This window comes from Azospirillum endophyticum, assembly GCF_016595245.1.
Lineage (GTDB): Bacteria > Pseudomonadota > Alphaproteobacteria > Azospirillales > Azospirillaceae > Azospirillum > Azospirillum endophyticum.
In genome coordinates, this window is sequence record NZ_JAENHM010000051.1 from 1 (window position 1) to 24,963 (window position 24,963).

21 protein-coding genes and 1 pseudogene are annotated in these 24,963 nt (G+C 64.0%); 13 read left to right on the top strand and 9 right to left on the bottom strand.

Annotation, left to right across the window (positions count from 1 at the left end; all coding sequences use genetic code 11):
• Positions 1-182: 182 nt before the first annotated feature.
• The 3 genes from JHL17_RS16770 to JHL17_RS16780 are packed head-to-tail and all read right to left on the bottom strand — an operon-like array spanning position 183 to position 3,241.
• Positions 183-1,205 carry an NADP-dependent oxidoreductase gene (locus tag JHL17_RS16770; RefSeq protein ID WP_200194761.1) on the bottom strand — a complete coding sequence of 341 codons (1,023 nt, stop codon included), beginning with the start codon at positions 1,203-1,205 and terminating at the stop codon, positions 183-185.
• Positions 1,206-1,264: 59 nt separating this feature from the next.
• Positions 1,265-2,488 carry an alpha/beta hydrolase gene (locus JHL17_RS16775; RefSeq protein WP_200194762.1) on the bottom strand — a complete coding sequence of 408 codons (1,224 nt, stop codon included), beginning with the start codon at positions 2,486-2,488 and terminating at the stop codon, positions 1,265-1,267.
• Between the two features lie 27 nt (positions 2,489-2,515).
• Entirely contained in the window at positions 2,516-3,241 is a 726-nt protein-coding gene (locus JHL17_RS16780; protein WP_200194763.1) for an SDR family NAD(P)-dependent oxidoreductase, read from the bottom strand.
• Between the two features lie 96 nt (positions 3,242-3,337).
• Between JHL17_RS16780 and JHL17_RS16785 the strand changes: the two genes are divergently transcribed.
• Complete coding sequence (locus JHL17_RS16785; protein WP_200194765.1) at positions 3,338-3,736, top strand: hypothetical protein; 399 nt, start codon at positions 3,338-3,340, stop codon at positions 3,734-3,736.
• A 414-nt stretch (positions 3,737-4,150) separates the two neighbouring features.
• Here the strand turns inward: JHL17_RS16785 and JHL17_RS16790 are convergent, their stop codons facing one another.
• Both JHL17_RS16790 and JHL17_RS16795 read right to left on the bottom strand, forming a co-directional pair.
• The gene (locus tag JHL17_RS16790) at positions 4,151-5,344 is read right to left on the bottom strand and encodes a TCR/Tet family MFS transporter (protein WP_200194766.1); all 1,194 of its coding nucleotides are present in this window, start codon (positions 5,342-5,344) and stop codon (positions 4,151-4,153) included.
• Between the two features lie 382 nt (positions 5,345-5,726).
• Positions 5,727-6,404, bottom strand: a complete 678-nt coding sequence (locus tag JHL17_RS16795; RefSeq protein ID WP_200194767.1) for an L-2-amino-thiazoline-4-carboxylic acid hydrolase — start codon at positions 6,402-6,404, stop codon at positions 5,727-5,729.
• A 193-nt stretch (positions 6,405-6,597) separates the two neighbouring features.
• Here JHL17_RS16795 and JHL17_RS37645 point away from each other — a divergent pair, with 193 nt between their 5' ends.
• The 3 genes and pseudogenes from JHL17_RS37645 to JHL17_RS37650 all read left to right on the top strand — a co-directional run bounded on the left by JHL17_RS37645 (position 6,598) and on the right by JHL17_RS37650 (position 10,192).
• The gene (locus tag JHL17_RS37645; protein WP_200194768.1) at positions 6,598-7,188 is read left to right on the top strand and encodes a LysR family transcriptional regulator; all 591 of its coding nucleotides are present in this window, start codon (positions 6,598-6,600) and stop codon (positions 7,186-7,188) included.
• Positions 7,189-7,255: 67 nt separating this feature from the next.
• Positions 7,256-8,369 (top strand): annotated as a pseudogene (locus JHL17_RS16805) (IS1380 family transposase); the annotation flags it as partial.
• A 503-nt stretch (positions 8,370-8,872) separates the two neighbouring features.
• On the top strand, positions 8,873-10,192 hold the full coding sequence (locus JHL17_RS37650) for a hypothetical protein (protein WP_200194769.1): 1,320 nt from the start codon (positions 8,873-8,875) through the stop codon (positions 10,190-10,192).
• Positions 10,193-10,382: 190 nt separating this feature from the next.
• On the opposite strand, the gene JHL17_RS16815 is transcribed toward JHL17_RS37650, so the two are convergent.
• The 4 genes from JHL17_RS16815 to JHL17_RS16830 all read right to left on the bottom strand — a co-directional run bounded on the left by JHL17_RS16815 (position 10,383) and on the right by JHL17_RS16830 (position 15,923).
• Positions 10,383-13,076, bottom strand: a complete 2,694-nt coding sequence (locus tag JHL17_RS16815) for a TrlF family AAA-like ATPase (RefSeq protein ID WP_200194771.1) — start codon at positions 13,074-13,076, stop codon at positions 10,383-10,385.
• A gap of 592 nt (positions 13,077-13,668) precedes the next feature.
• Positions 13,669-14,142: a hypothetical protein gene (locus JHL17_RS16820; protein ID WP_200194772.1), complete on the bottom strand. Its 474-nt coding sequence runs from the start codon at positions 14,140-14,142 to the stop codon at positions 13,669-13,671.
• 643 nt (positions 14,143-14,785) lie between these two features.
• Complete coding sequence (locus JHL17_RS16825; protein WP_200194773.1) at positions 14,786-15,310, bottom strand: hypothetical protein; 525 nt, start codon at positions 15,308-15,310, stop codon at positions 14,786-14,788.
• Positions 15,311-15,323: 13 nt separating this feature from the next.
• The gene (locus JHL17_RS16830; protein ID WP_200194774.1) at positions 15,324-15,923 is read right to left on the bottom strand and encodes a hypothetical protein; all 600 of its coding nucleotides are present in this window, start codon (positions 15,921-15,923) and stop codon (positions 15,324-15,326) included.
• A 142-nt stretch (positions 15,924-16,065) separates the two neighbouring features.
• Here JHL17_RS16830 and JHL17_RS16835 point away from each other — a divergent pair, with 142 nt between their 5' ends.
• The 9 genes from JHL17_RS16835 (at position 16,066) to JHL17_RS16875 (ending at position 24,801) form a co-directional block, all read left to right on the top strand.
• Positions 16,066-16,287 carry a hypothetical protein gene (locus JHL17_RS16835; RefSeq protein ID WP_200194775.1) on the top strand — a complete coding sequence of 74 codons (222 nt, stop codon included), beginning with the start codon at positions 16,066-16,068 and terminating at the stop codon, positions 16,285-16,287.
• Between the two features lie 51 nt (positions 16,288-16,338).
• Positions 16,339-17,109, top strand: coding sequence for a hypothetical protein (locus JHL17_RS16840; protein WP_200194776.1), 771 nt, complete (start codon positions 16,339-16,341; stop codon positions 17,107-17,109).
• Between the two features lie 389 nt (positions 17,110-17,498).
• Complete coding sequence (locus tag JHL17_RS16845; RefSeq protein WP_200194777.1) at positions 17,499-17,756, top strand: type II toxin-antitoxin system Phd/YefM family antitoxin; 258 nt, start codon at positions 17,499-17,501, stop codon at positions 17,754-17,756.
• Positions 17,756-18,172, top strand: a complete 417-nt coding sequence (locus tag JHL17_RS16850; protein ID WP_200194778.1) for a type II toxin-antitoxin system VapC family toxin — start codon at positions 17,756-17,758, stop codon at positions 18,170-18,172. The genes JHL17_RS16845 and JHL17_RS16850 overlap by 1 nt, the downstream gene beginning before the upstream one ends.
• A 104-nt stretch (positions 18,173-18,276) precedes the next feature.
• A complete protein-coding gene (locus JHL17_RS37090; RefSeq protein WP_247893603.1) occupies positions 18,277-18,525 on the top strand; it encodes an AbrB/MazE/SpoVT family DNA-binding domain-containing protein in 249 nt (82 codons plus the stop codon).
• Positions 18,522-18,935, top strand: a complete 414-nt coding sequence (locus JHL17_RS16860) for a PIN domain-containing protein (protein ID WP_200194779.1) — start codon at positions 18,522-18,524, stop codon at positions 18,933-18,935. Before JHL17_RS37090 ends, JHL17_RS16860 begins: the two co-directional genes overlap by 4 nt.
• 490 nt (positions 18,936-19,425) lie before the next feature.
• Positions 19,426-20,199, top strand: coding sequence for an alpha/beta hydrolase (locus JHL17_RS16865; RefSeq protein ID WP_200194780.1), 774 nt, complete (start codon positions 19,426-19,428; stop codon positions 20,197-20,199).
• 5 nt (positions 20,200-20,204) lie between these two features.
• Positions 20,205-21,380 (top strand): efflux RND transporter periplasmic adaptor subunit, encoded by a 1,176-nt coding sequence (locus tag JHL17_RS16870; protein WP_200194781.1) that lies wholly within the window; start codon positions 20,205-20,207, stop codon positions 21,378-21,380.
• 232 nt (positions 21,381-21,612) lie between these two features.
• Positions 21,613-24,801, top strand: a complete 3,189-nt coding sequence (locus JHL17_RS16875) for an efflux RND transporter permease subunit (protein WP_200194782.1) — start codon at positions 21,613-21,615, stop codon at positions 24,799-24,801.
• Positions 24,802-24,963 lie beyond the last annotated feature (162 nt).

Sequence of the window (24,963 nt, forward strand, 5' to 3'; positions counted from 1 at the left end):
GGGTCGGCAAAATGCCGTTGGCGTTTGGCCGATCCCGCCCCGCAAGGGGAGAAGGGCCACTCGCTACCAGAGGATGTATTTTCTTCGCGGATGCGAGATCTGTGCGTCCCGTAGCGCCTTCGCGGGGATGACGAGTTTCCTGATATAGGGAACTCAAGGCTTCGCCCGATTGCCCTGCCGGCTTAGTCCGACAGCCTGACCACCAGCTTGCCGGTATTGTGTCCTTCGAACAGCCCGACGAAGGCGGCGGCTGCCTGATCCAGCCCGTCCACGATGGTTTCGGGCGCATGGAGTTGTCCGGTATCGAGCCAGCCCCGCATCTGCCGCTCGAAATCCGGAAAGCTGTCGAGGTGATCGGCGTTCAGAAAGCCTTGGAGACGGATGCGTTTGACGATCAGCGACAGGAGCAGGGCGTGGATACCGCCGGCGTCCTCCGTGACGCCGTTGTAGCCCGACACCAGCCCGCAGACCGGCACGCGCGCGTCGGTGTTGAGACGCGGCCAGACGGCTTCGCGGACGGCGCCGCCGACATTCTCGAAGTAGATGTCGATCCCATCGGGCGCAGCCTCGCCCAGCCGGCCGGCAAGGTCGGGCGCGCGATGGTCCAGGCAGGCGTCGAAGCCCAGGTCCTCCACCACCTGACGGCATTTGCCGGCTCCGCCCGCGATGCCGACGACGCGGCAACCCAGGAGACGGCCGATCTGTCCGGCCACGGAGCCGACGGCGCCCCCCGCCGCCGACACCACCAGCGTTTCACCGGCCTGTGGCCGCCCGATCGCCGTCAGCCCCCACCAAGCCGTGAAGCCGGTCATGCCCAGGACGCCCAGCGCCTGCGACGGCTGCGCCATGTCGTTGGGAAGGCGGCGCAGACCGGTTCCATCCGATAGCGCGAAGCTCTGCCAGCCACCGTCGGGCGCGACCACCAAGTCGCCTTCGGCGAAGCCGTCGAGACGCGACCGCACCACCCGCGCCACCGTCCCGCCCCCCGGCGGCGCGTCCAGCGCATAGGGTGGCGCGTAGGAGCCGTGGCTGTCGTTCATCCGGCCCCGCATATAAGGGTCGAGAGACAGGTAGAGGTTGCGCAGCAGCAATTCACCTTCGCCCGGCACCGGCACAGGGCGGTCGACGATGCGGAAGTCGCCGGGCACCGGTGCGCCCTGCGGCCTCCTGACGAGGTGGACCTGCCGGTTGAGGATTGTGGTCATGGAGGACCTCCGTGAGGATGGGTCGATGCGCCGGCCCCAAGGGGCCGGCGCGCTGCGGATCAACGGGCGAACTGCTGGCGCAGGAAGTCCAGCACGTCGGAATCGGCCCGGCGGATGATGCTGAAATGGTCGGCGCCGTCGTAGACCTTGTAGGCAAGCGGCGCACCGCCGGCCTTCAGCTTGTCCGCGAACCGCGTCTGCAGCGTTTCGAGAACGAACGGGTCGGCAGTGCCCTGGACGATCAGGACGGGCTGGCGCAGCGTGTAGCCCGGCGTCACCGCGGGATCGTTGGCGGCCAGGAAGGCGTGCATCTGCGGCTGGCTGGCCCAATCGGCCTTCAACCCGTCGAAGCCTTTGCCTTTCGCCTTGACCGCCGCGTCGATCGTCCCGATCGCCGCAACCGAGCAGAGCGAGCGGAAGCGCGGAAGCGTCGCGGCAAGCTCCGGTCCCATGATCGACGCCTCATCGAAGGATGGCTGTGTGGCCTTCAGGCCGGTCGCCATCAGCGCACCCTGGAACTGCCGCATCATCAGGCCCCGATGCGCCGCCGCTTCGTCCGACGCCGCCTTGCCGTCCGCGCCGAAGCGCGCCGCGTGGGCTTCGATCGCGACATAGGGCGCCGACGCGACCGTGCCGACGAAGGCAAGACCGGTCGCCTCGCTCGCCAGGGCCTCGACGCCCAGGACGCCGTGGCCGCCATCGGAATGGCCGACGACCGCCCAGCGGTCCGACAGGCGCGGTTCCGCCGCGCGCGCCGCCACGACGCCCGCGATCAGCGAGCGGGCGAGGCTCGACAGGCTGTAATAGGGGTACGGGGTGGTCGCGTCGGGGCCAAGCCCTTCGAGGTCGGGCGCGACCACGGCATAGCCCGCGCCGATGAAGCGGCCGATCTGCCAGGCGTAGTCGCTCTTGAAGCCGTCGCGGGTCAGGCCACCGTCCAGTTCGGCGGTCTGGCTCGGCGCGCAGGTCTTCTGTCCCGGCGTGGTCGTGCCGTGTTCCCAGGCGACGATCGGCCAGCCACCCGCCGGGGGCGCGCCCTTCGGCGTCAGCAGCAGCGTGGTGGCCGGCACCGGCTGTCCACCGACCCCGAGCATGGTGTGGTGGAGGAGCCGGATATCGGCGTCGACGCCAGGGACCGCCGGCTGCGCCGTCACCGACCGTAGCGCGATCGGCGACGGGCCGGCATCGGCCGCCGCAACCGGAGACAGGCCGATGACGCCGAGCGCGAGGGCGAGGAAGGCCGTCGCGAGGGGCCGGGCCATCCGCGATAGGGAAAGGGTCATGGTGGGTCTTTCTCTTCCTGGCGGCGATCAGACCTGCGCCATGCCGCCATCGACCGGCAACTCGGCTCCGGTGATGAAGCTGGCCTCCTCGCTGGCGAGGAACAGCGCGGCGGCGGCCACGTCGTCGACCCGGCCCATGCGGCCGAGCGGGATCAGCGTCTTCAGCGTCTGGCGCACCTCGTCGGACGCCGCCGCCATCATGGCGGTGTCGGTCGGACCCGGCGCCACGACGTTGACGCGGATGTTGCGGGGGGCAAGCTCGTTGGCCCAGGTGCGCGCGAAGGAGCGCACCGCCGCCTTGGTCGCCCCGTAGACGCCATAGCCCTTGGTGCCGATCCCACCGGCGATCGAGCCCACCAGCACCACGGAGCCGCCGTCCGGCATGATCGCCGTCGCGGCCTTGGTGGCGAACAGAAGCGCGCGCACGTTGAGGCCGAAGGTCCGGTCGAAATGATCCTCGCCGATGGCGTCGAGGGTCGCGAACTCGGCGATGCCGGCGCTGACGGCGAGCACGTCCACCCGTCCGGCCTCGCGGCGCACCGCCTCGAAGAAGGCGGCGAGCGCCGCCACGTCGGACGCGTCGACGCGGCGCGTGCGCAGCGTGCCGGCCCCGTGGCCCACGTCGCCCTCTTCGGCACGGCGACTGGTCGCATAGACGGCGGCGCCCTCCGCTGCGAAGCGCTCTGCAATGGCGCCGCCGATGCCGCCCTGGCCGCCGACGACGACCGCGATCTTTCCTGAAAGCCTGCTCATATGTCCTCACATCGCTGGTGATGACATTCAGGTATCACTTGTATATCTAAGCGCAAGAACGCACCTGTCAGTGCCTAGATATGGCGGCGTATACCCGTGCCCAGCGATGCGCTCGAACCGCCGCTCGACATGGCCGCGACGCGGCCCATCCTCAAACGGATCGCCAACGAATGGACGGTGCCGATCCTCGGCGTCCCGTGCCCGCAGCCGCCGGCGCGGTTCAACGACCTGAAACGGCGCCTCGACGGCGTCACCCGCAAGGCGCTGCCAGATGTGGCGGCCGAACCGAGGGTCGCCCCTGTCGCAGGCTGGTCCGGGGGCACCAGCAGGGCAATCGCATTTGAGATTGGAGCGACACCGATCCGCTTCGAATGCCCTTCACTCCTTGCGGGCTGGCGGATTCACACAACTCAAAGCAACATTAAGCCTCTGAAATCAAAGGAACTCTCCGTCATCCCCGCGAAGGATTTTGTGAAGAAATCGGTGACTCGCTGAGAGAAGCCACAAGTTCGAACCACGTCGCGTTGGATCGCATCGTGCGCTTTCCTCGACCGTCATTCCCGCGAAGGCGGGAATCCAGTCTTCACAAGCACTTGTGTTGAAAATCCTGGTTCCCTGCCTCCGCGGGGATGACGAGTGGGAAATGTGACGCCTGCCAGATCGTGGCTTTCTTATATAAGTTCGATTTCTTCACAGGGTCGAAAGCGGGGAGCCAGAAACTCCGCAATAAAGCGGCTGAAACGGCTGGATTCCCGCCTTCGCGGGAATGACGGCCGAGTAAGTCACTTGATTCCATTGTCTCAATGACCTGTGAGATCTGTGAATGCCGTAGCCCGCAAGGGAAGAGGGGCTTCGTCACCAAACAAGATCCAAATGCGACAACCTCGGCGGCACCGGGAAAACGGCGCTCTACGGCGCCGGTGCCGCGGTGGGCTTCCCGAATTCCAGGCCGAGCACCAGCGGCACGCTGACCGCGTAGACGGCGACCACCGACAGCCAGATCGCCCCCGGCCATTGCGACCGGACCGCGAGATAGACGCCGGAGAAGGCGAGCGGCGCGACGATCGACGCCAAACTCAATGCCGACGCCAGCACGCCCTGGAATTGCCCCTGCTGGCTGTCATCGACTTGCCGGGTCGCCAGGGATTGCAAGGCCGGCACGCCGATGCCGCCAAGGGCGAAGACCGGCATGATCGCGAAGACCATCCAGCCCCGGGTGGCGAAGGCCATGACGACCAGCGCCGTGCAAGCACCGGCGATGCCCAACAGAATGGCGGCGCGCTCGCCCAGAAGCCGTACGGCCGGCCCCGGAAGGAAGGCCTGGGCGAGGGTCTGGCAAATGCCGAAGGCGCCGAGGGACAGGCCGATCCAGACCCCGCTCCACTGGAACATGTCGTTTCCCCACAGGGCCCAGGAGGTGCCATAGGCCTCGCCGGTGGCGCTGAAGAGGAAAAAGATGAGGATGACGGGGAGCAACCGCTTGACCGAGACAACCCAGCGCAGCGGCCTCAGGGGATTGAGCGCGGCCAGATCGACCGTCTCCCGGGTGGGCGTGTGCGACTCCGGAAGGATGAGGAGCGCCAGCAGAAAATTGCCGGCGTTGAGTGCGGCCGCCGCGACGAACGGCAGGCGCAGCCAATGATCGCCGAGCAGGCCGCCGAGCACCGGCCCGACGATGAAACCGATGCCGAACATGGCGTTGAACAGACCGAAGCGGCGGGCGCGCATCTGTTCGCGAGAAATGTCGGTGATGTAGGCGGTCGCCACGGAGACGTTGGCGCTGGTCAGGCCGGCGATGGCGCGTCCGAGCAGCAGCATCCAGAGGCTGGAGGCGAAGGCCAGGAACACATAGTTGACGGCCGCCCCGGCCAGCGAAATCAGCAGCACCGGGCGGCGGCCGAGCCGGTCGCTCAGCGAACCGAGGACGGGGGCGAAGAAGAACTGCATCACCGCGTAGAGGGCGGTCAACAGGCCGATGTAGAGCGCCACATCGTCGGATCGGGTCACGTCCTGCAGCAGGGAGGGCAGAATTGGAAAAATGAGACCGATGCCGACGGCATCGAGAACGATGGCGGCAAAGATGACGACAAGCCGTCTGTCCATGACGAACTCCTATGGACGCGAGCCTGCGGCACCGCCAAGCGCCGACAGCTCGCGATCGGCCCGAATGGGGCCAGAGAATTGATTTATCGGGAACGCTGGCCGATCCACGCCTGAGACCGCATGGATGGCGTGTGCTTGACCGCCTGGACGACTATTCGTCCACCTGTTTACTCCGCCACTGAGCGGATCAAGGAAAGCGGTCGCTTTTCGCGCAATCGCTATTTACGTCATGAGTGTGGGCGCGGCAAGTGGCTTTCGCGCCGCTACGGATGCCGTTACCTGCCAAGGCCGCTTGGGATGTACGGTTGCCTTTGCTTTCCGATGAAAGGAGGTGTCAGTGTCGGGGCGATACCAGTCGTCGAGGGCGGACAGGCAGATGGACCTAATCCAATGAAAGAGAGGAGAATCGGAAGTTGCAGTGACTCGCGCCGCCCGCCAATGTTTGCGTCCTTTCCAGGTGAATACCTCGAGCCGCATAAGCGTCGAAATCAAGCCCACAGATGTTCGGCAGTATCTCGTCGTCTCCATGTCGGGCTGCGAATTTGCAGAAGCCGCAAGCCTTGTAATCGATACCGAATTCAAACTCGTCTCCCGGGCCGGGCTCGACGAAATCGTAGACGAAATCATCCGGAAATTCTTCCCGATGGCTTTTCGCTGCCTGCTCGCGCAGCAAGCGCTGATTCTCCGACGACATGAATTGACGCCCCGAAGCGAGGCGTTCCGCTTCGGGAATGGTGAGCAATTGTGCCTTATAGGCTTCCCGCTCGATTTCGCCGATCACGGCCACCGGCACCCCGTGTCGCCGAAGCACCCGGCTGATGGCAATAAAGCCCAGGAGACGCATGAAGAAGTCAGTCATGCGGCTTGCCGCACCACCGACATAGGGGATCTGGGTGAGCACGATCCCGAATTCGTCCATCACCTCCTGCCCAATCCCATCAATGTCGGAAAGATGCGCGCGCTCCCGCAGCATCGATCCGGCAAGTTCGAGGCGATGGCGCATGGCAGCCTCCATGGCACCACGGTGCGACTCATAAAAAGGATGGATGACCTCAACCATTGGACACCTCTCTGGCATATTTGGCCGAAAGCGGTTCGGCAGGGATGCTCGCGGCCGCAGGGTGATCGTCCCGAAGGCGTGATCGATGCACAGGTTTTCCCGTAAGGCCGGGTTCTGCTCAACCGATTGTTTCTGGCTATCTGGAAGAGTTTTTCTATTCTGAAGCCGTTGCCTTCATGCCCGGATCGCGCCCATGAGCCATCGCCTGCCACCCCTGAACGGATTGCGTGCCTTCGAGGCCGCCGGTCGCCATCTGAGCTTCAAGGCCGCCGCAACGGAACTCTCCGTTACCCCCGGTGCCGTCAGCCAGCAGGTAAAGCATCTGGAGCAGGCGCTGGGCGTACCGCTGTTCCAGCGCCTGCACCGCAGCCTGATCCTGACCGCGCAAGGCGAGGCCCTGCTGCCGGAAGTGGCGGACGCATTCGAACGGCTGTCGAAGGCCAGCGACACCGTCGCGAAGGCTCTGAAGACGAAGCCGCTCCGCCTCGGCATCTCGCCAACTCTGAGCGACGAGCCCGACCGCCTGCTCGCCCGCCTTGCCGGTTCGAAGCGCCCGCCCGATTATGTGCGGACGGTGGCGACCGACGATCTGGCCGATCTTCTCGCCGGCCGCCTCGATGCCCTGCTCCGTCCGGGTCCCGGCCCCTATCCAGGGCTGCATGCCGAAGTGCTGACGCTGGCGCCCGGCTTCGGAGTCCACGAGAAGGCTTCGCTGGTGGTTTGGCCTGGGCTCGCCCGCTGCCGCGAATTCATCCTGACGCGGTCGCTCCTGGTAAAGGACTGACGCATGGCCGATTGGGAGGGCCGGAAGGGCAGAAGCCTCCTGATACCGGTCTGGGCGCCGGCATGAATACGAGGACGGCAACGACGCCACCGGCCTGCGCCACGATCCGGTGTTCAAAATGGCGCTCGGCCAGCAGCCCGGTTCGGGCCGGGCGGCGTGCTCGCAATCGACCATCTCGCGGCTGGAGAACCTGTCCGATGTCCGGGCGCTGCTGCGCATGGGCCGGGCCATGGCGATCTTTACTGCGCGTCGTTCCGCCAAGTGCCCAAGCGGATCACGCTCGACATCGACGACACCTTCGACGCGGTGCATGGCGGGCAGCAGTTGCGCCTGTTCAACGCCCATTACGACGAATACGGTTTCCAACCCATCCCCGCCTTCGCGAGGACGGTGTTCGATGGCGAAGGCCGCTTCGTCGCCGCCGTGCTGCGTCCTGCCAAGCGGCCAAAGGGCGTGGAAATCCGCGCCTTCCTGCGCCGTCTGCTGCGCGCGATCCGCGCCAATTGGCCCAAGACCACCATCCTGTTGCGCGCCGACAGCCATTATTGCTGCCCGGAGGTGCTGGACTGGTGCCGCGCCAACGGCATCGACTTCAGTTTCGGCGTGGCCCCGACCACCACCTTGGCCGCCATGTCGAAACCCTGGAGGCCAGCACCCAAGCCCGGTTCGACGCCGCCGCCGCTGGCGGAAAGCTGCGCCGCTTCAAGGAATTCCACGACGGTGCCGCCAGTTGGAGCCGGGTCGAGCGCATCGTCGCCCGTGTCGAAGCCGGGCCGGGCGGCACCGACAGCCGCTTCGTCGTCACCAGCCTGAAAAGCGGCAACGCCCGCACGCTCTATCAGGACATTGACTGTCGGCGCGGTCAGGCTGAGAACCACATCAAATCCTGGAAAACCCATCTGGCCGCCGACCGCACCTCTTGTTGCACGGCCACCACCAACCAGTTTCGCCTGTTCCTGCACGCCGGAGCTTATTGGCTGATGTGGTCCTTGCGCTCGATGATGCCCAAGCGCTCATCCTGGCGCGTCGCCCAATTCGACACCTTGCGCCTGCGCTTGAGCAAGATCGCTGCCCGCGTCATCGAGATGAAGACGCAGATCAAGCTGCATCTGCCCTCCGCCGCGCCTTATCAGGACATCCTGCGGCTCGTCCTCGGCCGCCTGCCGCGATTGGTCACCTGACCACAGGGGCAACCTGCCCCCCAAGAAAACCCTCCTCCTCAACCCGACAAACCAATCGCCCCAAGCCGCGCCGTTCTCGGCAGGCGACGGAAGGGCGTGCCCGACGACAACGTTAAGGGGAGTGACTGCCACAGGACAGTCACCCCGCCGAAGCGCGGTGCATAATGGCGGTTGGCGCCTTCGCGGGGATGACGGAGGTCCTTTCCAAGGAATGTAGTTTCCAAATGCGATTGCCCTGCCGCAGGGGGAAAAGGACTTGCAAGGCCCTTTCCCGTCCCGCTTGCCACCCGCGCCGGATCGAACATGACGACGTTCCATGTTCCATACTGTCCCATTCGTCTCATCCGCGGCGCGTCCCGGCCACCGTTGCTGCAACGCCGAGGCATTCCTGCCCCGGTGCCAGCGCTCCCGTGCGCGGGTGACGCCGGATGTCCGCCATGATAAGGAGACGCGAGACGCTCCGCGACGTGGCGGAGATGCGGTGCAAAGACGGGAGACGGGCCATGGCAATGCGGGTTCTGACGGCGGCCGGCCAGGACCGCCTTGCGGAGATCGCCCGCCGCCAGGGCGTCAGCACCGACGCCGCGCAGTCCATGCTGACAGCACTTCTGAACGGCGGCGGCACCATGGCGCAGTTCAGCCATCCGGAGTTCGGTGGCTCGGGACAGTGGATGCAGGGCGGCATGACGATGGTCAGCGACCTGTTCAACAACGCGCTGAAGGCCACCGTCGACAATCTGTGCAACGACCTCGCCGGCCTGGTGCTGAACCCGCAGCAGGGCCTGTGGCAGGACGCCGCGGCGCCGGCAACCCCGTGGCAGCACCAGCAGCAGGGCCAGGGCGCCTCCCTCTCCTCCGGGATGAGCATGGGGTTCGGCGGCGGCAACTGGTGGCCGGCGGATCTCGGCATGCCGAACTCCAGCGGCTCGCAGAACGACCTGCGCTACGCCTATTTCGGCGGCACCAGCCGGCTGGCGGTCGAGGTCGCCGGGTCGCTGACCGTCTACGACACTGGCGACCACCAGATCTCCGGAGTCTCGCAGCAGCAGGGCAACGGCTGGACGCTGACCTTCACCAGCCAGTACGGCACCGTGCCGGTCTCCTCGCTGCGCGTCGTCGATGGCAACGGCAGCCAGCCCGATCCCCTTCCGGCACCGGCGCCCACCTTCACGTCGGCACCGCCCCCCGCGGCCCCGATCCCGACACCCGCCCCTGCATCGGTGCAGCCCGCCCCGGCCCCCGGCGGGCTGGAGGACAGCGTCTGGTCGTTCGGCCCGGCGGACGGTGCGCCGACCGGCACGCTCACCCTGGCGGCGGACGGCGTCATCGCCGGCGGCAACGACGCGCAGGCGCGCTTCTGGTCGGTCGAGGACGACGGCCTGACCTTCTACGATGCCGACGGCCGCACCGCCCTGCTGTTCCCCGCCGCCGCCGACGACGGGGTGCTGCGCGGCCACGCCCCGGCCGATCCGGCGCAGGCCTATGTCCTGCGCGCGCCGGCGACCCATCGGCCGGACCCCGCCGCCCCGACCCCCGCCGCCGCGGCCGCACTGCCGGTGGACGTGACCGTCGGCGACTGGGTGCTGGAGGATGCCGGCGGGAACCGCCTGTCCGTCCTGCGCCTCCAGCCGGACGGACGGGTCGAGGGCGGCCGCGAGACCGAGGCCTCCTGGCGGACCAAGGACGACGGGATCGTCCTCCTGCACCGCAGCGGCCGGCCGACCGTGCGCTTCGAGCTGTTCCAGTACCGCGCCGGCCACTGGACGGTGGTCGGAGCTCCGCTCAACAACCCGTCGGCGCCGCTGTTCCTCAAGCAGGCCTGAGCGCTCAGACCTGCACGGTGAGGCTGCCGGCGGCCGGTGGGCCATGGCGATGATGGTGGCGGCGATCGCCGCGTCGTCGGGGTTCCGGGTGATCTCGTTCATGAAGGAGCGGTCCGGTATTCGCTCCTTTTCTGGACGCTCATGAACGGGAAAGCTGTAGTAGCGAGGAGCACCGATGCGGCCTCACCGTTTAGAAGCCGTATTTCAGCCGGCGCATCTCGAAGGCCGTCTTACCGCCTTCCAAGATCTCTTCGACCAATTCCCTCACCGGCCGGCTGTCAATGGAACCCATGTTTTCTGGCCTGATCCGGGCCTGACCCTCCTTATCCTTGCCCTCTCCCGAAGCCCCTAGGCCAAGGATCAGTTCGGCATCACCGAGAACCGGGATGTTGGCATTGTGCGTTGAAAACACAAATTGCCGACGGCGCTTCTCGTCCCGCATGATTGGAACGACGCCTTCGGTGATGAAGCGGTTATCAAGATCATCCTCGGGTTGATCGACCACCAGGGGTGCTTCCGATTCTAGCAGCAGCAGGAGCAAAACCGCCGTCGCCTTCTGGCCGGTGGAAAGCTCTTCAAGCGACTGCCAGCTCGCCGGCTGATCTTCCGATGCGGTGTTCAGCTCGATCTTCGTTGTCGCTGTCAGCTCCAGCTCCTCGATCCGCATGAACAAATCAGGGGGGGCCTGTGCGATCCTGTCAGCAGCCCCCTGCGGCAGGTTGTAATGCTGGGTCAGGGCGTCCTTTCCTTCCCTGCACCGAGCCGCAAAATCCGGTAGAGACAGGTCCGTGCGTTCGCGCAGTCGCTCCAGAGCCGCAGTCAGATTGCCGCCGATTTCCTCTCTGATGAGCTTTTCCAGGGGATCCCGGTTGCCGGCATTGGCAACCTCAACCCGAACCCGCTCATTTAGCTTCTTGGAAACTTTCTTCGCCGCCTGTGCAATCCGACGATATTCCGCTGCTTTCGCATCCTCCCAGTCGGACAAAAGCTGACGGCGGTTGGCTTCATTGGCTGCCAGATCACGTACGAGGCTGTCCCGGCGCTCGCGCAGGGGCCGCAGCTCTTCAATCTGTCGCCGAAGCTTGATGAACTCCGCCCCGTCTATGTTTGATTTCTGAAGGTCACGCAGCAATTCTTGATAATTAGCCTCAACGACTTTCTGCCGTTCTGTCCAGCACTGGCGCATCCCGGTAAGGTCTGCATCCGCTTCCTTCAGCGCAGCGCCAATCTCACCGGCCGCGGCCAAGAGCCGGCCGTTCAGGCGGGCGTAAATGCCCTCCGCCTCACTCAGTACATCGGCATTCGGAAGGCCATCCAGGGCCTTCGCCGCTACAAAGGCGGTATCGACCGGCAGGCTTTCAGTCAACGTACCGTGCAGGGTGCGGAACGGCACCAGCCTTTCGGTGATAGAGTCAAGCAGCCGCTCTTCCTTCACAAGCTGACTCTTTTCCTTCAGCCGCTCTTCCAGGCCGGCTTCCTGAAACCGTTTCAGCGTTTCTTCCAGGCCGGGCAGCGCCGCCAGCCGGTCATCAATGGATTTGACCTCGCGCTTCACGTCGCCGATCCGGCTCCGCGATCGCTCCAGCTCAAGCCGCAGGTGGCTTTTCCGGCTGGCATGGGATGGCTCATTCTCAATGAACCGGTCCAGCAGCAGAGTCAGTTTCTCCCGGCTTTTCGTGAGTTCGGAAATCTCATGCTGACCAAAGATTTCGACACCGGGCATGACATCCGACGGGCTGAGTGTCAGCACTGCGCCGGATTCATCCTTCACTACCGGCGGATTCGGAATCGTTCGCTCAATCGTGTAACAGCGCAGCGAGGGCTTGTACGAGCGCACCAGCAGGGAAATCTTCGTCCCGCTCCGGAGGACTTGGCGGATCACGCCCTCATGAGCCTTGCGGGCATCGTCGCCTAGCGGATTAAGGTCGAGGACGTAACGCAGACTCTCGATCACGGTGGATTTGCCGGTCCCCCGCCCGCCGACCAGTACATTCAGATTCTCGTTGAAATGAATGGCGGTGTCCCGTAGAAACCCTCCCTCCCAGGCCATAGCTACAAACTCTGCGTGAGATTCGGCCGGGGCATCGGTGTTCAGCCGGACCCGCGACAACGGATCAAGGAAGGCCTGCCGCAGACCCTCAACCGAGATTTCCGACATCTTGATGAGGCAGCTTGCCCCCGGTTTGCGCAGATCTTCCGGGGAATTGACATCCTGTGCATTGATAATTGCAATGGGGCGGTCCCGGCGGTGCGGAGCGTCCTTGTTTTCGAGGATGGCTTTAAGACTCTGCGGGGCATCGCCGACCGGACCTGCAAGAGCGCAGGCTAGCAGGCCAGAGGATTTCCAGGCATTGATCCGGGTCTGGCCAGACAGCTTTTTCAGCAGTCCGCCGCCGTCCGCCGCTACATGAGCCGCAATGCTGACAGCCCCCCACTCTTTTGCCTGAGAAAGCAGTTCCAGGCAGTCCAGCGTTCCGGTTGGCGAGACATCATCCAGATTGTGGATGCCACATTGCCCGATATACCGTTCCAGAACGCTGTCCTTATCCTGATTGAACAGGCAGAGAATATGCACCCCGTCCTTGGTGACAGCCTCGAAGCCGCAGAAGGCGAACAGGCCGGCTTCACGGGCCGCCTTCACGAGGCTGGCTGAGCCGTCCACCCGGTAATGGTCCGTCACACCAATGACCTTGATATCCTGGTCCTGGCAGGCGGCAATAATGGCCGCGTTGTAGGAGGCCTCGTCCTGGAAGGATGTGCTCTTATTCTGCCGGGCGAGATAAGCGAATGGGTTGACCTGCAAGGCGCAGCGATAGAAATTCGCCCCGTCTGGCAGCTTCGACGCCGCCTTCAGGCTTTCAGAGATAGTCAGGCACTCGCTCATACTGCCCCCCTGCATAGTTCAGGCGACCAACGCCGTCTGCTGCCACTATTTCATCGCACTCAGTTTTTACACTTAGTAGAATTCTGAGGATTTTGAGCCATCGGTAGACGTCTCCTTTTTTGGATACGCTAGATTGGTTGTAATAACTATGCATACTTACGCGAAGCGTAACTGACAATTAAAGAAACAACAAAGCACGTCACAAATATGCTTAAACGGAAACCTGACACGTTCGTCATAGCCAGAAAATTCTCTGGGAGAAGCAACGTCGCCAACACAGGGTCTGCCTTTGACAATACATACCCGGAAAGGAATGCTGAAATTGCTCCAGCATATGTTGCAAACGTGGTCTTTTCCTTTTGATCGTATGGCGCTATAGCTATTCCAACGAGCCATCCGATTGCATTCCCAAGAGAAAAGATCGAAATATTTATAACCTTATCGGTAAGATCATTCCCAATTATAAAGCAAGATGAAATAACTAGCATTTCAAGTATTATAGCGGATAAATAGCTGCAAGCAGCTTCATGTTCCCAAATAAATCTAGCAATCCTCTCATCTCTTTCTCCTTTGATGGATGTTTAGCGATGGATTACTGTACTTGTTCCAGGAACGTCCGCGCCCTTAAACGCACTCGATCGAGTTCTGCGCAAAGGTCCCATGCCACCTCCACCCCTTGAGGGAATTTCAGCGCTTCGTCGAACACTGCGTCAGGGAGGTCCAGGACTTGCTGGCACAGCTTCACCGCAAGGTCGACACCCGTGTCGGTCGCCAGCCAGTGTAGCTGCCAGAGGTCGGCATCGGCGTGGGACGAGAACATCAGCTCGTTGTCGATCTGGACGAAGCGGTGATCAGCAGTGAACAAGGTCCCTGGTGGTTCGTGCATATCACATAGGGAACCCAGCATTTCTCCGCGTGCCCAATCTTCCGCGCCGAGCACGCTTGAGGCGCGCAGCGTCTCAACGACCGGGGCCTTGTTGAATTCTGCCCGCAATGCCTCGATTGGACAGTCCGGGCCGCACGCGCAGTGAGGGTGTTCGTCGAGGAACAGGATGGCGGAATGCACCTGCGAACTGCATCGTTCTGACCTGTAGGGTGGGCATCCCGAAGACAGCTCCACAAAGGTCGAACTTTGGCAGGAAATTCCAAGGGATTGGGCGACTATAGCGAAGGCGCGCTCCCGGGCGGCGTTTAAGGAGCCTCTGGGCTTCACCATCCAGCGCGTGCCCTCACGGTCGGTTCCGATCCAGATGCCGTGGCCACATCCTCGCGTCCAGTTCCAACCCACAGACGAAAGCAGGAGCGGAAGGTCACGAGCTTGCTTGCAGTCGCCGGATATCACGCTGCTCCTCCTTTTCTGATTAGGTAGTATCGTCCCTACTTGGAGCAACGCTGAGCAGCGATCCCCGGCGGAAGATTGAGCACAAAGGCGATGACATCACTTTCCGCCCCGGTCACTGAGATGTCCCGAGGGCTTCGAACAACAATATTTAGAGCCGTATCAGGAGGCACGCAGGCCTTCAGCTTTTCATTTATCCATGAACTGCTTCTCCACCAAGGAAAAGCAAAGTGAACAGCGTATGGTGTCATTGAGCCTTCATTGATAGATAGCGTCGGGCCAATACCTGCCTGGACATTTCATCGTCGGAACGGCGGTCGACCAAGCGGGGCCGACCGCTTCGGACTTTCTCTATTGAGACGATTACGCGCTAGATGCGCTCACAAGAAATTGACGTGAAATACAAACACGAACCAACGCATTTATTAAAATGAGTCCCACCCGATCTCCACGTATCTACTTTTTGTATTGAATTGGTGAAAGCATAATCTTTTACGCTTTTATAGCCGTGCTTATTGCACCAATTTAGTGCAGTCACTTTTCCATGGTCGATCCCCAACTTTATGCAATTATCGTCATTTGCTACACATACATCCAATGGTATATTCTGCTCCATGGGCATTTCCCATTTCTCGTGGGCTCTGATTGTAGCAAGCTCATTTGTAAGTCTATTCACTTCTACAACTAAAATACTCTTTTCTTTATCATTTGTTGACTCTACGAAAGATTGCACTAAAAAGGCTGAAATGAGGAATACCAGAAATCCCAAGAAAATGACGAATGACGTCAATGATTTAGCGCCCATCCCAAGATATATTGACGCTACTCCCGCAAAGTATATGCACACGCCCGCTATACCATATTGCGCCAATTCACTCAGATTATTGTTGATCATTATGATATCTCTCCTATTCAAGATCGGGGCGCATCTGCCGCGCCCAAGCATAGATAGTTGCCTTGTCCACGCCCCACCGTGAAGCAACCTCCGCAGCGCTGGTGCGGCGCGGGTCGCGTTCAAGAAGCTCCTTCACCGCCTGACGGCGATCAGCGTCTGACCGAGCTGACGGGCGACCAAGCTTGGCGCCGTGTTTCGCCTGTTCGGCCCGTGCGCGGCCGAATGCTTCTCGCTTCAGCGTCCGCTCAGCTTCCTCGACCAGCGCTGCGACATCGAGGCGTGGCGTGTCTGCGGTCAGGATCACCCCATTGATCGCATCACCCGCACGCCGGCCGGTGTCAAACAGCAGATCAAGCACCCCGCGAATGTCCAAAGCTGAGAAGCCCAGCCGGGCCAGCCCGGGCACCCACAGCACGGCGCCTTCCCTCAGATGGGCAAGGGCCTTAGTGCGTTTGGTCAGCATCCCGGCCGTCATCACCCGCGGGCGAACTTCTGGCACAGGATCGACGTAGAGTAATCGCGCCTCTTCGATCCGCGGCAGCACCAGTGCACGCAACTCCTCATCAACAGGGCCTCGCTTGGTCAGACGATAGTACGCGCGGTCAAAAGCCATTGGTATCTTACTGTCGCGAAACTCAATGCGCTTGCAGCGTATCACTGTTTTCGATACGGTACAAGAAATGGAACGACTTGCGGCCGGAGCACGCACTGATAGGTATGCAAACCGTCCGGTCATCTACGAGAGGAGCCTGCCCTTGTCCACCGCGATCAGCAAGGCCGCCGCAGCAACCGAGACCGTGCAGGAGCGTGTTGCGCGCGTCATGTACCGTCTTCAGCAGGATTTCAGTAGTCGCATCGTCAATGGCCACGGCGTCTACGCCGACCCGTCGCGGCAGCGTCAGGCACTGTCCTCCGTCATCTCGGAGTCGAACGCTGCACGCGACCTGATGAACGCCACCACATGGCTCGCAGATTGACCGTCTGCATAACCCCCAATTTACCGTCCAGATAAAGGACTAAGGCGCAGCATGTCACGCCCGATCCAACATCCGAAACTCAGTTCGTCCACCTATGCTCATGGAGCGCTGGTCAATTTCTGTGATAACTTTGATAGAATAAGAACTAGTGGCCAATTCCGCTCTAATACTGGAGGACGCACCTATGCAACGACAATTCAGGAATGGCCTCGTGCCTGGACATCCAGGGAACGATGCCACACCGATTTCGGCGCATTACTTCATCCTCTCGACCCTAACCGGCATCTGCTCAACCCATTGAAAGATCCTGGAGTAATCGTGTTTGAGGGGCGAGCTGCTGCACTTTTTAGACCACACCCCTTCGAAGGCTTGTTCTCAGGCTACAAATGGGCGCTAAATCAGTTTGTAACCAAGGATGGCATCCTTCAGTGGGAATCACGCAATGCACGTCTATGCTGCGTCAACGCCGATGGTAGCCCCTGGAAATTCTTAATTCACCCGTACAGAACAAGACACAAGGTTCTCATTGTATCAGATGCTCGCGTTGTAGGAAGCGGGGATCCTCGCGGCGTATTTAGGTCAGAACTTGAACGCCTACTGCGACGACTATTTGTAGACTGGCACGCCCTATTGCCGTTCACATTATACGTCTTGTGGCATTATATGTTCTACGGCGGTGGAACCTTCGTAGAATTCGCCATGTCAGGCAAGATCGCGCCCTGGTTGTCTGCCGTTGGGGGTGTGGGCATGGGCGTCTGGTGTACGACCATCCTTATCGGCATCTACGGCATCGTTAACAAACGTTTGCCGCTAAAGGGTTGACGGCTCTGCACCATGAAGAAGCAGTGCGGGGAGTGTGGTGCCAGGAGCCTGAGGCAGGGCGCATGCAAGGTCGCGATGCCGGCGACTGCGGCTGGGCATGGGATGATGGCTACCGCGCCCACCTCGCGGAGATCCACGAGCTGGAAGACGAAGAGATCGATGGCCATCGCTGATCCGTCCAGCCAAACCCCCGATCATCAATAGATGCGCCAGCTGATCCATGCGCTCCGGTAATGCCGCCCCCGGTCGTAGCCTGACGCGGGTGACGCAAGCCGGGGTACAATGCATCCACGAAACGCCCGCTTTGTAGAATTGTGCCTACATATCGATTTGCCGTTCTCGCTTTGATGTAGTATTGTAGCATCATCATAATGGCTGGGGTGCATAGCATGGGCCGAATGATGTCCAGCAGAGAGTTCAACCAGAATCCCAGCGAAGCGAAGCGTGCAGCCGAGGATGGCCCGGTGATCGTCACAGATCGCGGCGAGCCAGCCTATGTGCTTCTGCGTTACGACACCTATCGGCGCTTGTCGGGCGAACAGGGTGGTTCCATCGTCGAGATGCTGCGTCAAGATGACGCCGGGCCCGATTTCGACTTCGAGCCGCCCCGGATCAGCGACATTGCCCGGCCGGCGGTGCTGGACTGATGTTCCTGCTCGATACCAACGCCATTTCTGAACTGAGGCGGCCGGCGCGGGCCAATGCCGGCCTTCTCGCCTGGGCGGGCGGCGTGCCGCCGGCTGACCTGTTCATCTCCGCTATCACCCTGTTCGAGATTGAACTGGGTGCTGGGCAGATCGGCCGTAGGGACGCCGCGCAAGGGGCAGTGCTGCGCAACTGGATCGACACCCAGGTGTTGCCGGCCTTCAAAGGCCGTATCCTGCCGGTCGATGCGGATGTGGCGCAGCGCTGCGCGACGCTCCACGTTCCTGATCCTCGACCACAGGGCGACAGCCTGATCGCGGCCACCGCGCTGGTTCACCGCTTGACCGTTGTGACCCGCAACGTGCGTGATTTTGAGCCGATGGGCGTTCCGTTGTTCAACCCCTGGAGCAGCAGCTAACGCCCTCCAGCATTTCCACAAATCGCCGGCCAAAAAAGCCAACCTTGACGTAAGGCAGTTTATTCCTTACCGTAAGGCATGTCAGTCCTTACTGGGGATGTGTCATGAGAGTAGAACTAACGGTAACAGCGAAGGGACAGGTCACGCTGCGACAGGCGGTGCTTGACCATCTTGGCGTCAAGCCTGGCGGGCGGGTCGATGTCGAATTACTGCCGGATGGCCGGGCCGAGTTGCGGCAAGCCGGCGTGCGCCCCGACTTGGCGGGCTTGCGCGGTATCCTGCACCGGCCCGGCCGGAAGCCGGTATCGCTGCAGGAGATGCAGGACGCCATCGAAGCGGTTGACGAGCAGTGAGGATCGCGACTGACACCAACGTCCTGATCCGGTTCCTGACCTGGGACGATGACGACCAAGCCACCGAGGCGGCGCGCGTGATCGAAGGCGCCGATACGGTCGTCATCTCAACTGTCGTACTGTGCGAGGTCGTCTGGGTCCTCAAACGGGCCTACCGCTACAAGGCCGGGGAGATCGTCGATGCTCTCCGGCCCCTGATCGAAAGCCGGACAGTCGAAACTAACCGTGCCGCGGCCGAGGCTGGACTCCGGATGCTCGAAGCCGGTGGGGACTTCGCTGATGGCGTTATCCTGTTCGAGGCCGAGAAAGCCAAGGTCGCCAATCTGGTCACGTTCGACCAAGCCTTTGCAGAACGGGCCGGACCTGACGCCGTGACGCTGCTGCGCGGCGCATCGCCGCACCGTGCATGATTTCCAGAAAGCGCCAGACACATGGATCGGACGATAGCGGAAATCGGCTCTGCCAGAGCATTGACCGCCGTCTAGAATCAGGCCCTGCAACTCGACGCCCTGGCCGAGGCGGATTGAAAGCGGACATTCCAGGACCAAGTCTCCAGAGCCCGGGCTGATCGGCTTGGGTTCCCCCTGCTGTGAGCGGCCCCGGGCCGGCTGCACGCCGCCATTGTCCGCAACCGGAATTGGCGGGCGCACGCCAGTAGTGAGCAGCGACAAACTCCGCCGGGCAAAGGCAACGCCCTCGGATATCTCCACCCCTCCCATGGTCCCTCTCCTGCCCAACCCGACTGGCCCGTCTTCCCCAAACAGCCGCCGCCAGCCCGCCTCGATTGTTCATCCCGGCTGAATTCTGTTCCCAGCCGCGGCGGCTTTATCCCACCCGGACGCGCGCACATTATCGCTCCTACCGCATTGCAGCAGGAGGGGCGCTGGTCGCCGGATCGGGATGGATCGTTCACGCACGTCGCTGAAGGTGGAAGGCCGCGAGGTTCCGCTGTGCCTGTTCAGGCCTGCGGTTCCCGGGCCGCTGCCCGGCCTGCTGTATTTCCACGGCGGCGGCTTCACCTCCGGTTCGCCCGAGGAAGCGGCGATCGCCGCCGCGACGCTGGCCGAGAGCATCCCGGCGCTGGTGGTGGCGGTCGGCTATGCGCTGGCTCCCGCCCATCCCTTCCCCGCCGCGATCGAGGATGCCCACGCCGCGGCGCTCTGGCTGGCCGAGCGGGCCGGGCCGATCGGTATCGTCGGCCATGATGCCGGCGGGCATGTCGCGGTGTCGCTCACCCTGCTCGCCCGCGACCGCGGCGGGCCGGAGATCGCGGCGCAGGCGCTGCTCGGGCCGATGCTCGACCCCAGCCTGACGCGGCTCGCCCATGGCGAGGCGGAGGATGCCGGCAGCGCCACCGAATGCGCCCGCTGTTACCGCGCCTATCTGCCGGAGGCGGCGCTGCGCCTGCATCCCTATGCCGCACCCCTGGAATCGCGCCGGCTCGGCCGGCTGCCGCCGGTGCTGATCGCCACGGCGCAGAACGACGTGCTGCGGCCGGAGGCGGAAAGCTACGCCGCCCGGCTGATCGACGCCGGGGTGCCGACCGAGGTCACCCGCTTCGCCGGGGTCACCCATGCCGGCCTCGCCCGCCACCCGCCGGCGCTGGCCGCCACCGCCGATTTCTTCCGGCGCCGCCTGACCGGCGCCCCGTCCCATCCTTCGAGCCACAGGTAAAGCCCATGTCCAGCACGAAGTCCCGCAAGACCCTCTCCCTTCTCATCGCGGCCGGCGTCTCCGCGGCGGCGCTGACCGGCGCCGTCACCCTGCGCAGCCCGGCCGAAGCCCAGACGGCATCGCCCGCCCCGCCGCCGGCCGAGGTCGACGTCGCCACCGTGCTCGCCCGGCCGGTGACGGACTGGCAGTCCTATTCCGGCCGGCTGGAGGCGGTCGACCGCGTCGACATCCGCCCGCAGGTCCCCGGAACCATCGTCGCCGTGCATTTCCGCAACGGCGCGCTGGTGAAGCAGGGCGACGTGCTGTTCACCATCGATCCCCGCCCCTATGAGGCGGAGGTGGCGCGGGCCGAGGCCCAGGTCGCCGCGGCCCAGGCCCGCCTGCGCCTGACCGCGTCCGATCTCGACCGCGCGCAGAAGCTGGTGCGCGACGACACCATCTCGCGCAGTACCATGGACCAGCGCGACAACGCCGCCCGCGAGGCGACCGCCAATTTGAAGGCGGCACAGGCGGCGCTGGAGCTGGCCCGGCTCAATCTCGGCTATACCCGGGTGACGGCGCCGGTGTCCGGCCGGGTGTCGCGGGCGGAACGCACGGTCGGCAACGTGGTGGCCGCCGGGGCGGCGGCGGAGCCGCTGACCACCCTGGTGTCGCAGTCGCCGATCTACGCCTCCTTCGACGTCGACGAGCAGACCTATCTGCGCCACATCGCGCCGATGCGCGATTCCGGGACGATCCCGGTCCGGCTCGGCCTCGCCAACGAAGAGGATTACTCGCGGTCGGGCATGGTGGAGCATGTCGACAACCGGCTGGACAGCGTGTCCGGCACCATCCGCGTGCGCGCCCGCTTCGACAATGACGACGGCATCCTGGTGCCGGGGCTGTATGCCCGGGTGAAGGTGGGGGGCACCAAACCCTATGACGCGCTGCTGGTCGACGACCGCGCCATCGGCACCGACCAGGACAAGAAGTTCGTCCTGGTGGTGACGGCGGAGAACAAGGTCGAGTACCGGCCGGTGAAGCTCGGCACGCTGCAGAACGGGCTGCGCGTGGTGAGCGACGGCCTGTCGGCCGGCGAGCGCGTCGTCGTCAACGGCACCCAGCACGCCCGGCCGGGCATGGCGGTGACGCCGAAGACGGTCGCCATGGGGGTCGAGAAGACCCAGACCGCGGCACGGTAGGACACAACAAGGGCTTGCGCGTTTTTTGGCCCGGCGCCGCGTGGCGGGAGGGTCCCCTCTCCCCCCCCGGGAGAGGGTTAGGGTGAGGGGGGCGCGTGGCGGGACCTTTGGGGAAGCCACGCGGTGCATCCCCCCTCACCCCGACCCTCTCCCCGGGGGGGAGAGGGGGATTTTTCCCGGGGGGCGGATTGGCGTCGGAACGATCGGAAGCGCGCGGCTTCGGAGACACCAGATGAACATCTCGAAATTCTTCATCGACCGGCCGATCTTCGCCGGCGTGCTGTCGGTGGCGCTGTTCCTGGCGGGGGCCATCGCCGTGTTCCGCCTGCCGATCTCCGAATATCCGGAGGTCGTCCCGCCGTCCGTCGTGGTGCGCGCGCAGTTCCCCGGCGCCAACCCCAAGGTCATCGCCGAAACCGTCGCCTCGCCGCTGGAAGAGCAGATCAACGGCGTCGAAGACATGCTCTACATGCAGTCGCAGGCCAACAGCGACGGCAATTTGGCGCTGACCGTCACCTTCAAGCTGGGCACCGACCCGGACAAGGCGCAGCAGCTGGTGCAGAACCGCGTCGCCCAGGCGATGCCGCGGCTGCCGGCCGACGTGCAGCGGCTGGGCGTCGCCACGGTCAAGAGCTCGCCGACGCTGACCATGGTCGTGCATCTGCTCTCGCCCAACGACCGCTATGATATGACGTATCTGCGCAACTACGCGGTGCTGAACGTCAAGGACCGGCTGACCCGCATCTCCGGCGTCGGCGAGGTCCAGGTCTGGGGGGCCGGCGACTATGCCATGCGGGTGTGGCTCGACCCCGGCAAGGTGGCGCAGCGCGGGCTGACCGCCACCGACGTGGTCAACGCCATCCGCGAACAGAACGTCCAGGTGGCGGCCGGCGTCATCGGCGCCTCGCCCTCGCTGCCCGACGTGCCGATGCAGCTGTCGATCAACGCGCGCGGCCGGCTGAAGACCGCCGACGAGTTCGGCGACATCGTGCTGAAGACCGGCACCGACGGCGGCGTCACCCGCCTGCGCGACGTGGCGCGGGTGGAGCTGGCCGCCGCGCAGTACGGCCTGCGCTCGCTGCTCGACAACAAGCCGGCGGTGGCGCTCGGCATCACCCAGACGCCGGACGCCAACGCGCTCGCCATCTCCGACGAGGTGCGCAAGCTGATGGCGGAGCTGAAGGGCGACATGCCCGACGGCGTCGACTATTCCATCGTCTACGACCCGACGCAGTTCGTCCGCTCCTCGATCGAGGCGGTGGTGCACACGCTGCTGGAGGCGGTGGCGCTGGTGGTGCTGGTGGTCATCATCTTCCTGCAGACCTGGCGGGCGTCGATCATCCCGCTGCTGGCGGTGCCGATCTCCATCGTCGGCACCTTCTCGCTGCTGCTGGCCTTCGGCTTCTCGATCAACGCGCTGTCGCTGTTCGGCATGGTGCTGGCCATCGGCATCGTCGTCGACGACGCCATCGTCGTGGTCGAGAATGTCGAGCGCAACATCGAGTCCGGCCTGTCGGCCCGCGACGCCACCATCCGCGCCATGCAGGAGGTCAGCGGACCGATCATCGCCATTGCCCTGACGCTGGTCGCCGTCTTCGTGCCGCTGGCGGCGATGACCGGCCTGACCGGCGAGTTCTACAAGCAGTTCGCGATGACCATCGCGATCTCCACCGTGATCTCCGCCTTCAACTCGCTGACCCTGTCGCCGGCCCTGGCGGCGGTGCTGCTGCGCGGCCACGACCAGCCGCAGGACTGGCTGACCCGGGCGATGAATAAGGTGTTCGGCGGCTTCTTCCGGCTGTTCAACCGGGTGTTCCACCGGGCGTCGGAGGGCTACGGCCGCGGCGTCGGCGGGGTGGTGCGGCGCAAGGGCGTGATGCTGGCGGTCTATGCGCTGCTGATCGGCGCCACGGTTCTGCTCGGCCGTTCGGTGCCGTCGGGCTTCGTGCCGATGCAGGACAAGGAGTATCTGATCAGCTTCGCCCAGCTTCCCAACGGCGCCTCGCTCGACCGCACGGAAGCGGTGATCCGCGAGATGACCGACATCGCGCTGAAGCGCCCCGGCGTGCAGAGCGCGGTGGCCTTCCCCGGCCTGTCGGTCAACGGCTTCACCAACAGCTCCAGCGCCGGCATCGTCTTCGTCACGCTGAAGCCGTTCGCCGAGCGCAAGGATCCGTCGCTGTCGGCCGGCGCCATCGCCATGGACCTGCAGCAGCGCTATGCCGGGCTGAAGGAGGCCTTCGTCGCCATCTTCCCGCCGCCGCCGGTGATGGGGCTGGGGCAGCTCGGCGGCTTCAAGATGCAGCTGGAGGACCGCGGGAACCTTGGGTATGAGGCGCTGAGCGAGGCGGTGAACGCCTTCGTCAAGCGCGCGGCGCAGACGCCGGAGCTGGGGCCGACCTTCTCCGCCTACCAGATCAACGTGCCGCAGCTGGACGTCGATCTCGACCGGGTGAAGGCCAAGCAGCTGGGCGTGAATGTCGCCGAGGTGTTCGACACCATGCAGATCTATCTGGGGTCGCTCTACGTCAACGACTTCAACGCCTTCGGCCGCGTCTACCAGGTGCGGGTGCAGGCCGACGCGCCGTTCCGCGACACCGCCGACGACATCGGACTCTTGAAGACCCGCAACGCGGCGGGAACCATGGTGCCGCTGTCGTCGCTGGTCACGGTGCAGCCGGGCTACGGGCCGGAGATGGTGGTGCGCTACAACGGCTTCACCGCCGCCGACGTCAATGGCGGGCCGGCGCCCGGCTTCTCGTCGGGACAGGCGGAAGCGGCGGCGGAGCGCATCGCGGCCGAAGTGCTGCCGCGCGGCGTCAAGCTGGAATGGACCGACCTGACCTATCAGAAGATCCTGGTCGGCAATGCGGGCCTCTGGGTCTTCCCGATCAGCGTACTGCTGGTGTTCCTGGTGCTGGCGGCGCAGTACGAGAGCCTGACCCTGCCGCTCGCCATCCTGCTGATCGTGCCGATGAGCGTGCTGTCCGCCCTGTTCGGGGTGTGGCTGACCGGGGGCGACAACAACATCTTCACGCAGATCGGCTTCATGGTGCTGGTCGGGCTGTCGGCGAAGAACGCCATCCTGATCGTCGAGTTCGCCCGCGAGCTGGAGCATGAGGGGCGCGGCGTGGTGCAGGCGGCGATCGAGGCCAGCCGGCTGCGGCTGCGGCCGATCCTGATGACCTCCATCGCCTTCATCATGGGCGTGGTGCCGCTGGTCACCTCCACCGGCGCCGGCGCCGAGATGCGGCACGCCATGGGTGTGGCGGTGTTCGCCGGCATGATCGGCGTGACGCTGTTCGGTCTGGTGCTGACCCCGGTGTTCTACGTGCTGCTGCGCAAGCTGGCCGGAGCGGAGCGTCGGGTGGACGCGCCGGCGGAAGGCGGCGTGCCGCCGGCCGAGTGGAAGATGGGGTGAATGACGATAGGTGCGAATATCCCCCTCTCCCCCCCGGGGAGAGGGTCGGGGTGAGGGGGATGCATTGCGGAGCGCCGGTGACAGTGCCGGCGCTCCGTTTTCTTTGAAAATCCTCGCTGTGCGTCCCCCTCACCCTAACCCTCTCCCCGGGGGGGAGAGGGG

What these genes read in the sequence shown, in the direction of transcription:
- JHL17_RS16770 (WP_200194761.1), bottom strand. Translation starts at nt 1,205, where the DNA reads ATGACCACAATCCTCAACCGGCAGGTCCACCTCGTCAGGAGGCCGCAG.
- JHL17_RS16775 (WP_200194762.1), bottom strand. Translation starts at nt 2,488, where the DNA reads ATGACCCTTTCCCTATCGCGGATGGCCCGGCCCCTCGCGACGGCCTTC.
- JHL17_RS16780 (WP_200194763.1), bottom strand. Translation starts at nt 3,241, where the DNA reads ATGAGCAGGCTTTCAGGAAAGATCGCGGTCGTCGTCGGCGGCCAGGGC.
- JHL17_RS16790 (WP_200194766.1), bottom strand. Translation starts at nt 5,344, where the DNA reads ATGGACAGACGGCTTGTCGTCATCTTTGCCGCCATCGTTCTCGATGCC.
- JHL17_RS16795 (WP_200194767.1), bottom strand. Translation starts at nt 6,404, where the DNA reads ATGGTTGAGGTCATCCATCCTTTTTATGAGTCGCACCGTGGTGCCATG.
- JHL17_RS37645 (WP_200194768.1), top strand. Translation starts at nt 6,598, where the DNA reads ATGAGCCATCGCCTGCCACCCCTGAACGGATTGCGTGCCTTCGAGGCC.
- JHL17_RS37650 (WP_200194769.1), top strand. Translation starts at nt 8,873, where the DNA reads ATGGCAATGCGGGTTCTGACGGCGGCCGGCCAGGACCGCCTTGCGGAG.
- JHL17_RS16815 (WP_200194771.1), bottom strand. Translation starts at nt 13,076, where the DNA reads ATGAGCGAGTGCCTGACTATCTCTGAAAGCCTGAAGGCGGCGTCGAAG.
- JHL17_RS16825 (WP_200194773.1), bottom strand. Translation starts at nt 15,310, where the DNA reads ATGATCAACAATAATCTGAGTGAATTGGCGCAATATGGTATAGCGGGC.
- JHL17_RS16830 (WP_200194774.1), bottom strand. Translation starts at nt 15,923, where the DNA reads ATGGCTTTTGACCGCGCGTACTATCGTCTGACCAAGCGAGGCCCTGTT.
- JHL17_RS16840 (WP_200194776.1), top strand. Translation starts at nt 16,339, where the DNA reads ATGTCACGCCCGATCCAACATCCGAAACTCAGTTCGTCCACCTATGCT.
- JHL17_RS16845 (WP_200194777.1), top strand. Translation starts at nt 17,499, where the DNA reads ATGGGCCGAATGATGTCCAGCAGAGAGTTCAACCAGAATCCCAGCGAA.
- JHL17_RS16850 (WP_200194778.1), top strand. Translation starts at nt 17,756, where the DNA reads ATGTTCCTGCTCGATACCAACGCCATTTCTGAACTGAGGCGGCCGGCG.
- JHL17_RS37090 (WP_247893603.1), top strand. Translation starts at nt 18,277, where the DNA reads ATGAGAGTAGAACTAACGGTAACAGCGAAGGGACAGGTCACGCTGCGA.
- JHL17_RS16865 (WP_200194780.1), top strand. Translation starts at nt 19,426, where the DNA reads ATGGATCGTTCACGCACGTCGCTGAAGGTGGAAGGCCGCGAGGTTCCG.
- JHL17_RS16870 (WP_200194781.1), top strand. Translation starts at nt 20,205, where the DNA reads ATGTCCAGCACGAAGTCCCGCAAGACCCTCTCCCTTCTCATCGCGGCC.
- JHL17_RS16875 (WP_200194782.1), top strand. Translation starts at nt 21,613, where the DNA reads ATGAACATCTCGAAATTCTTCATCGACCGGCCGATCTTCGCCGGCGTG.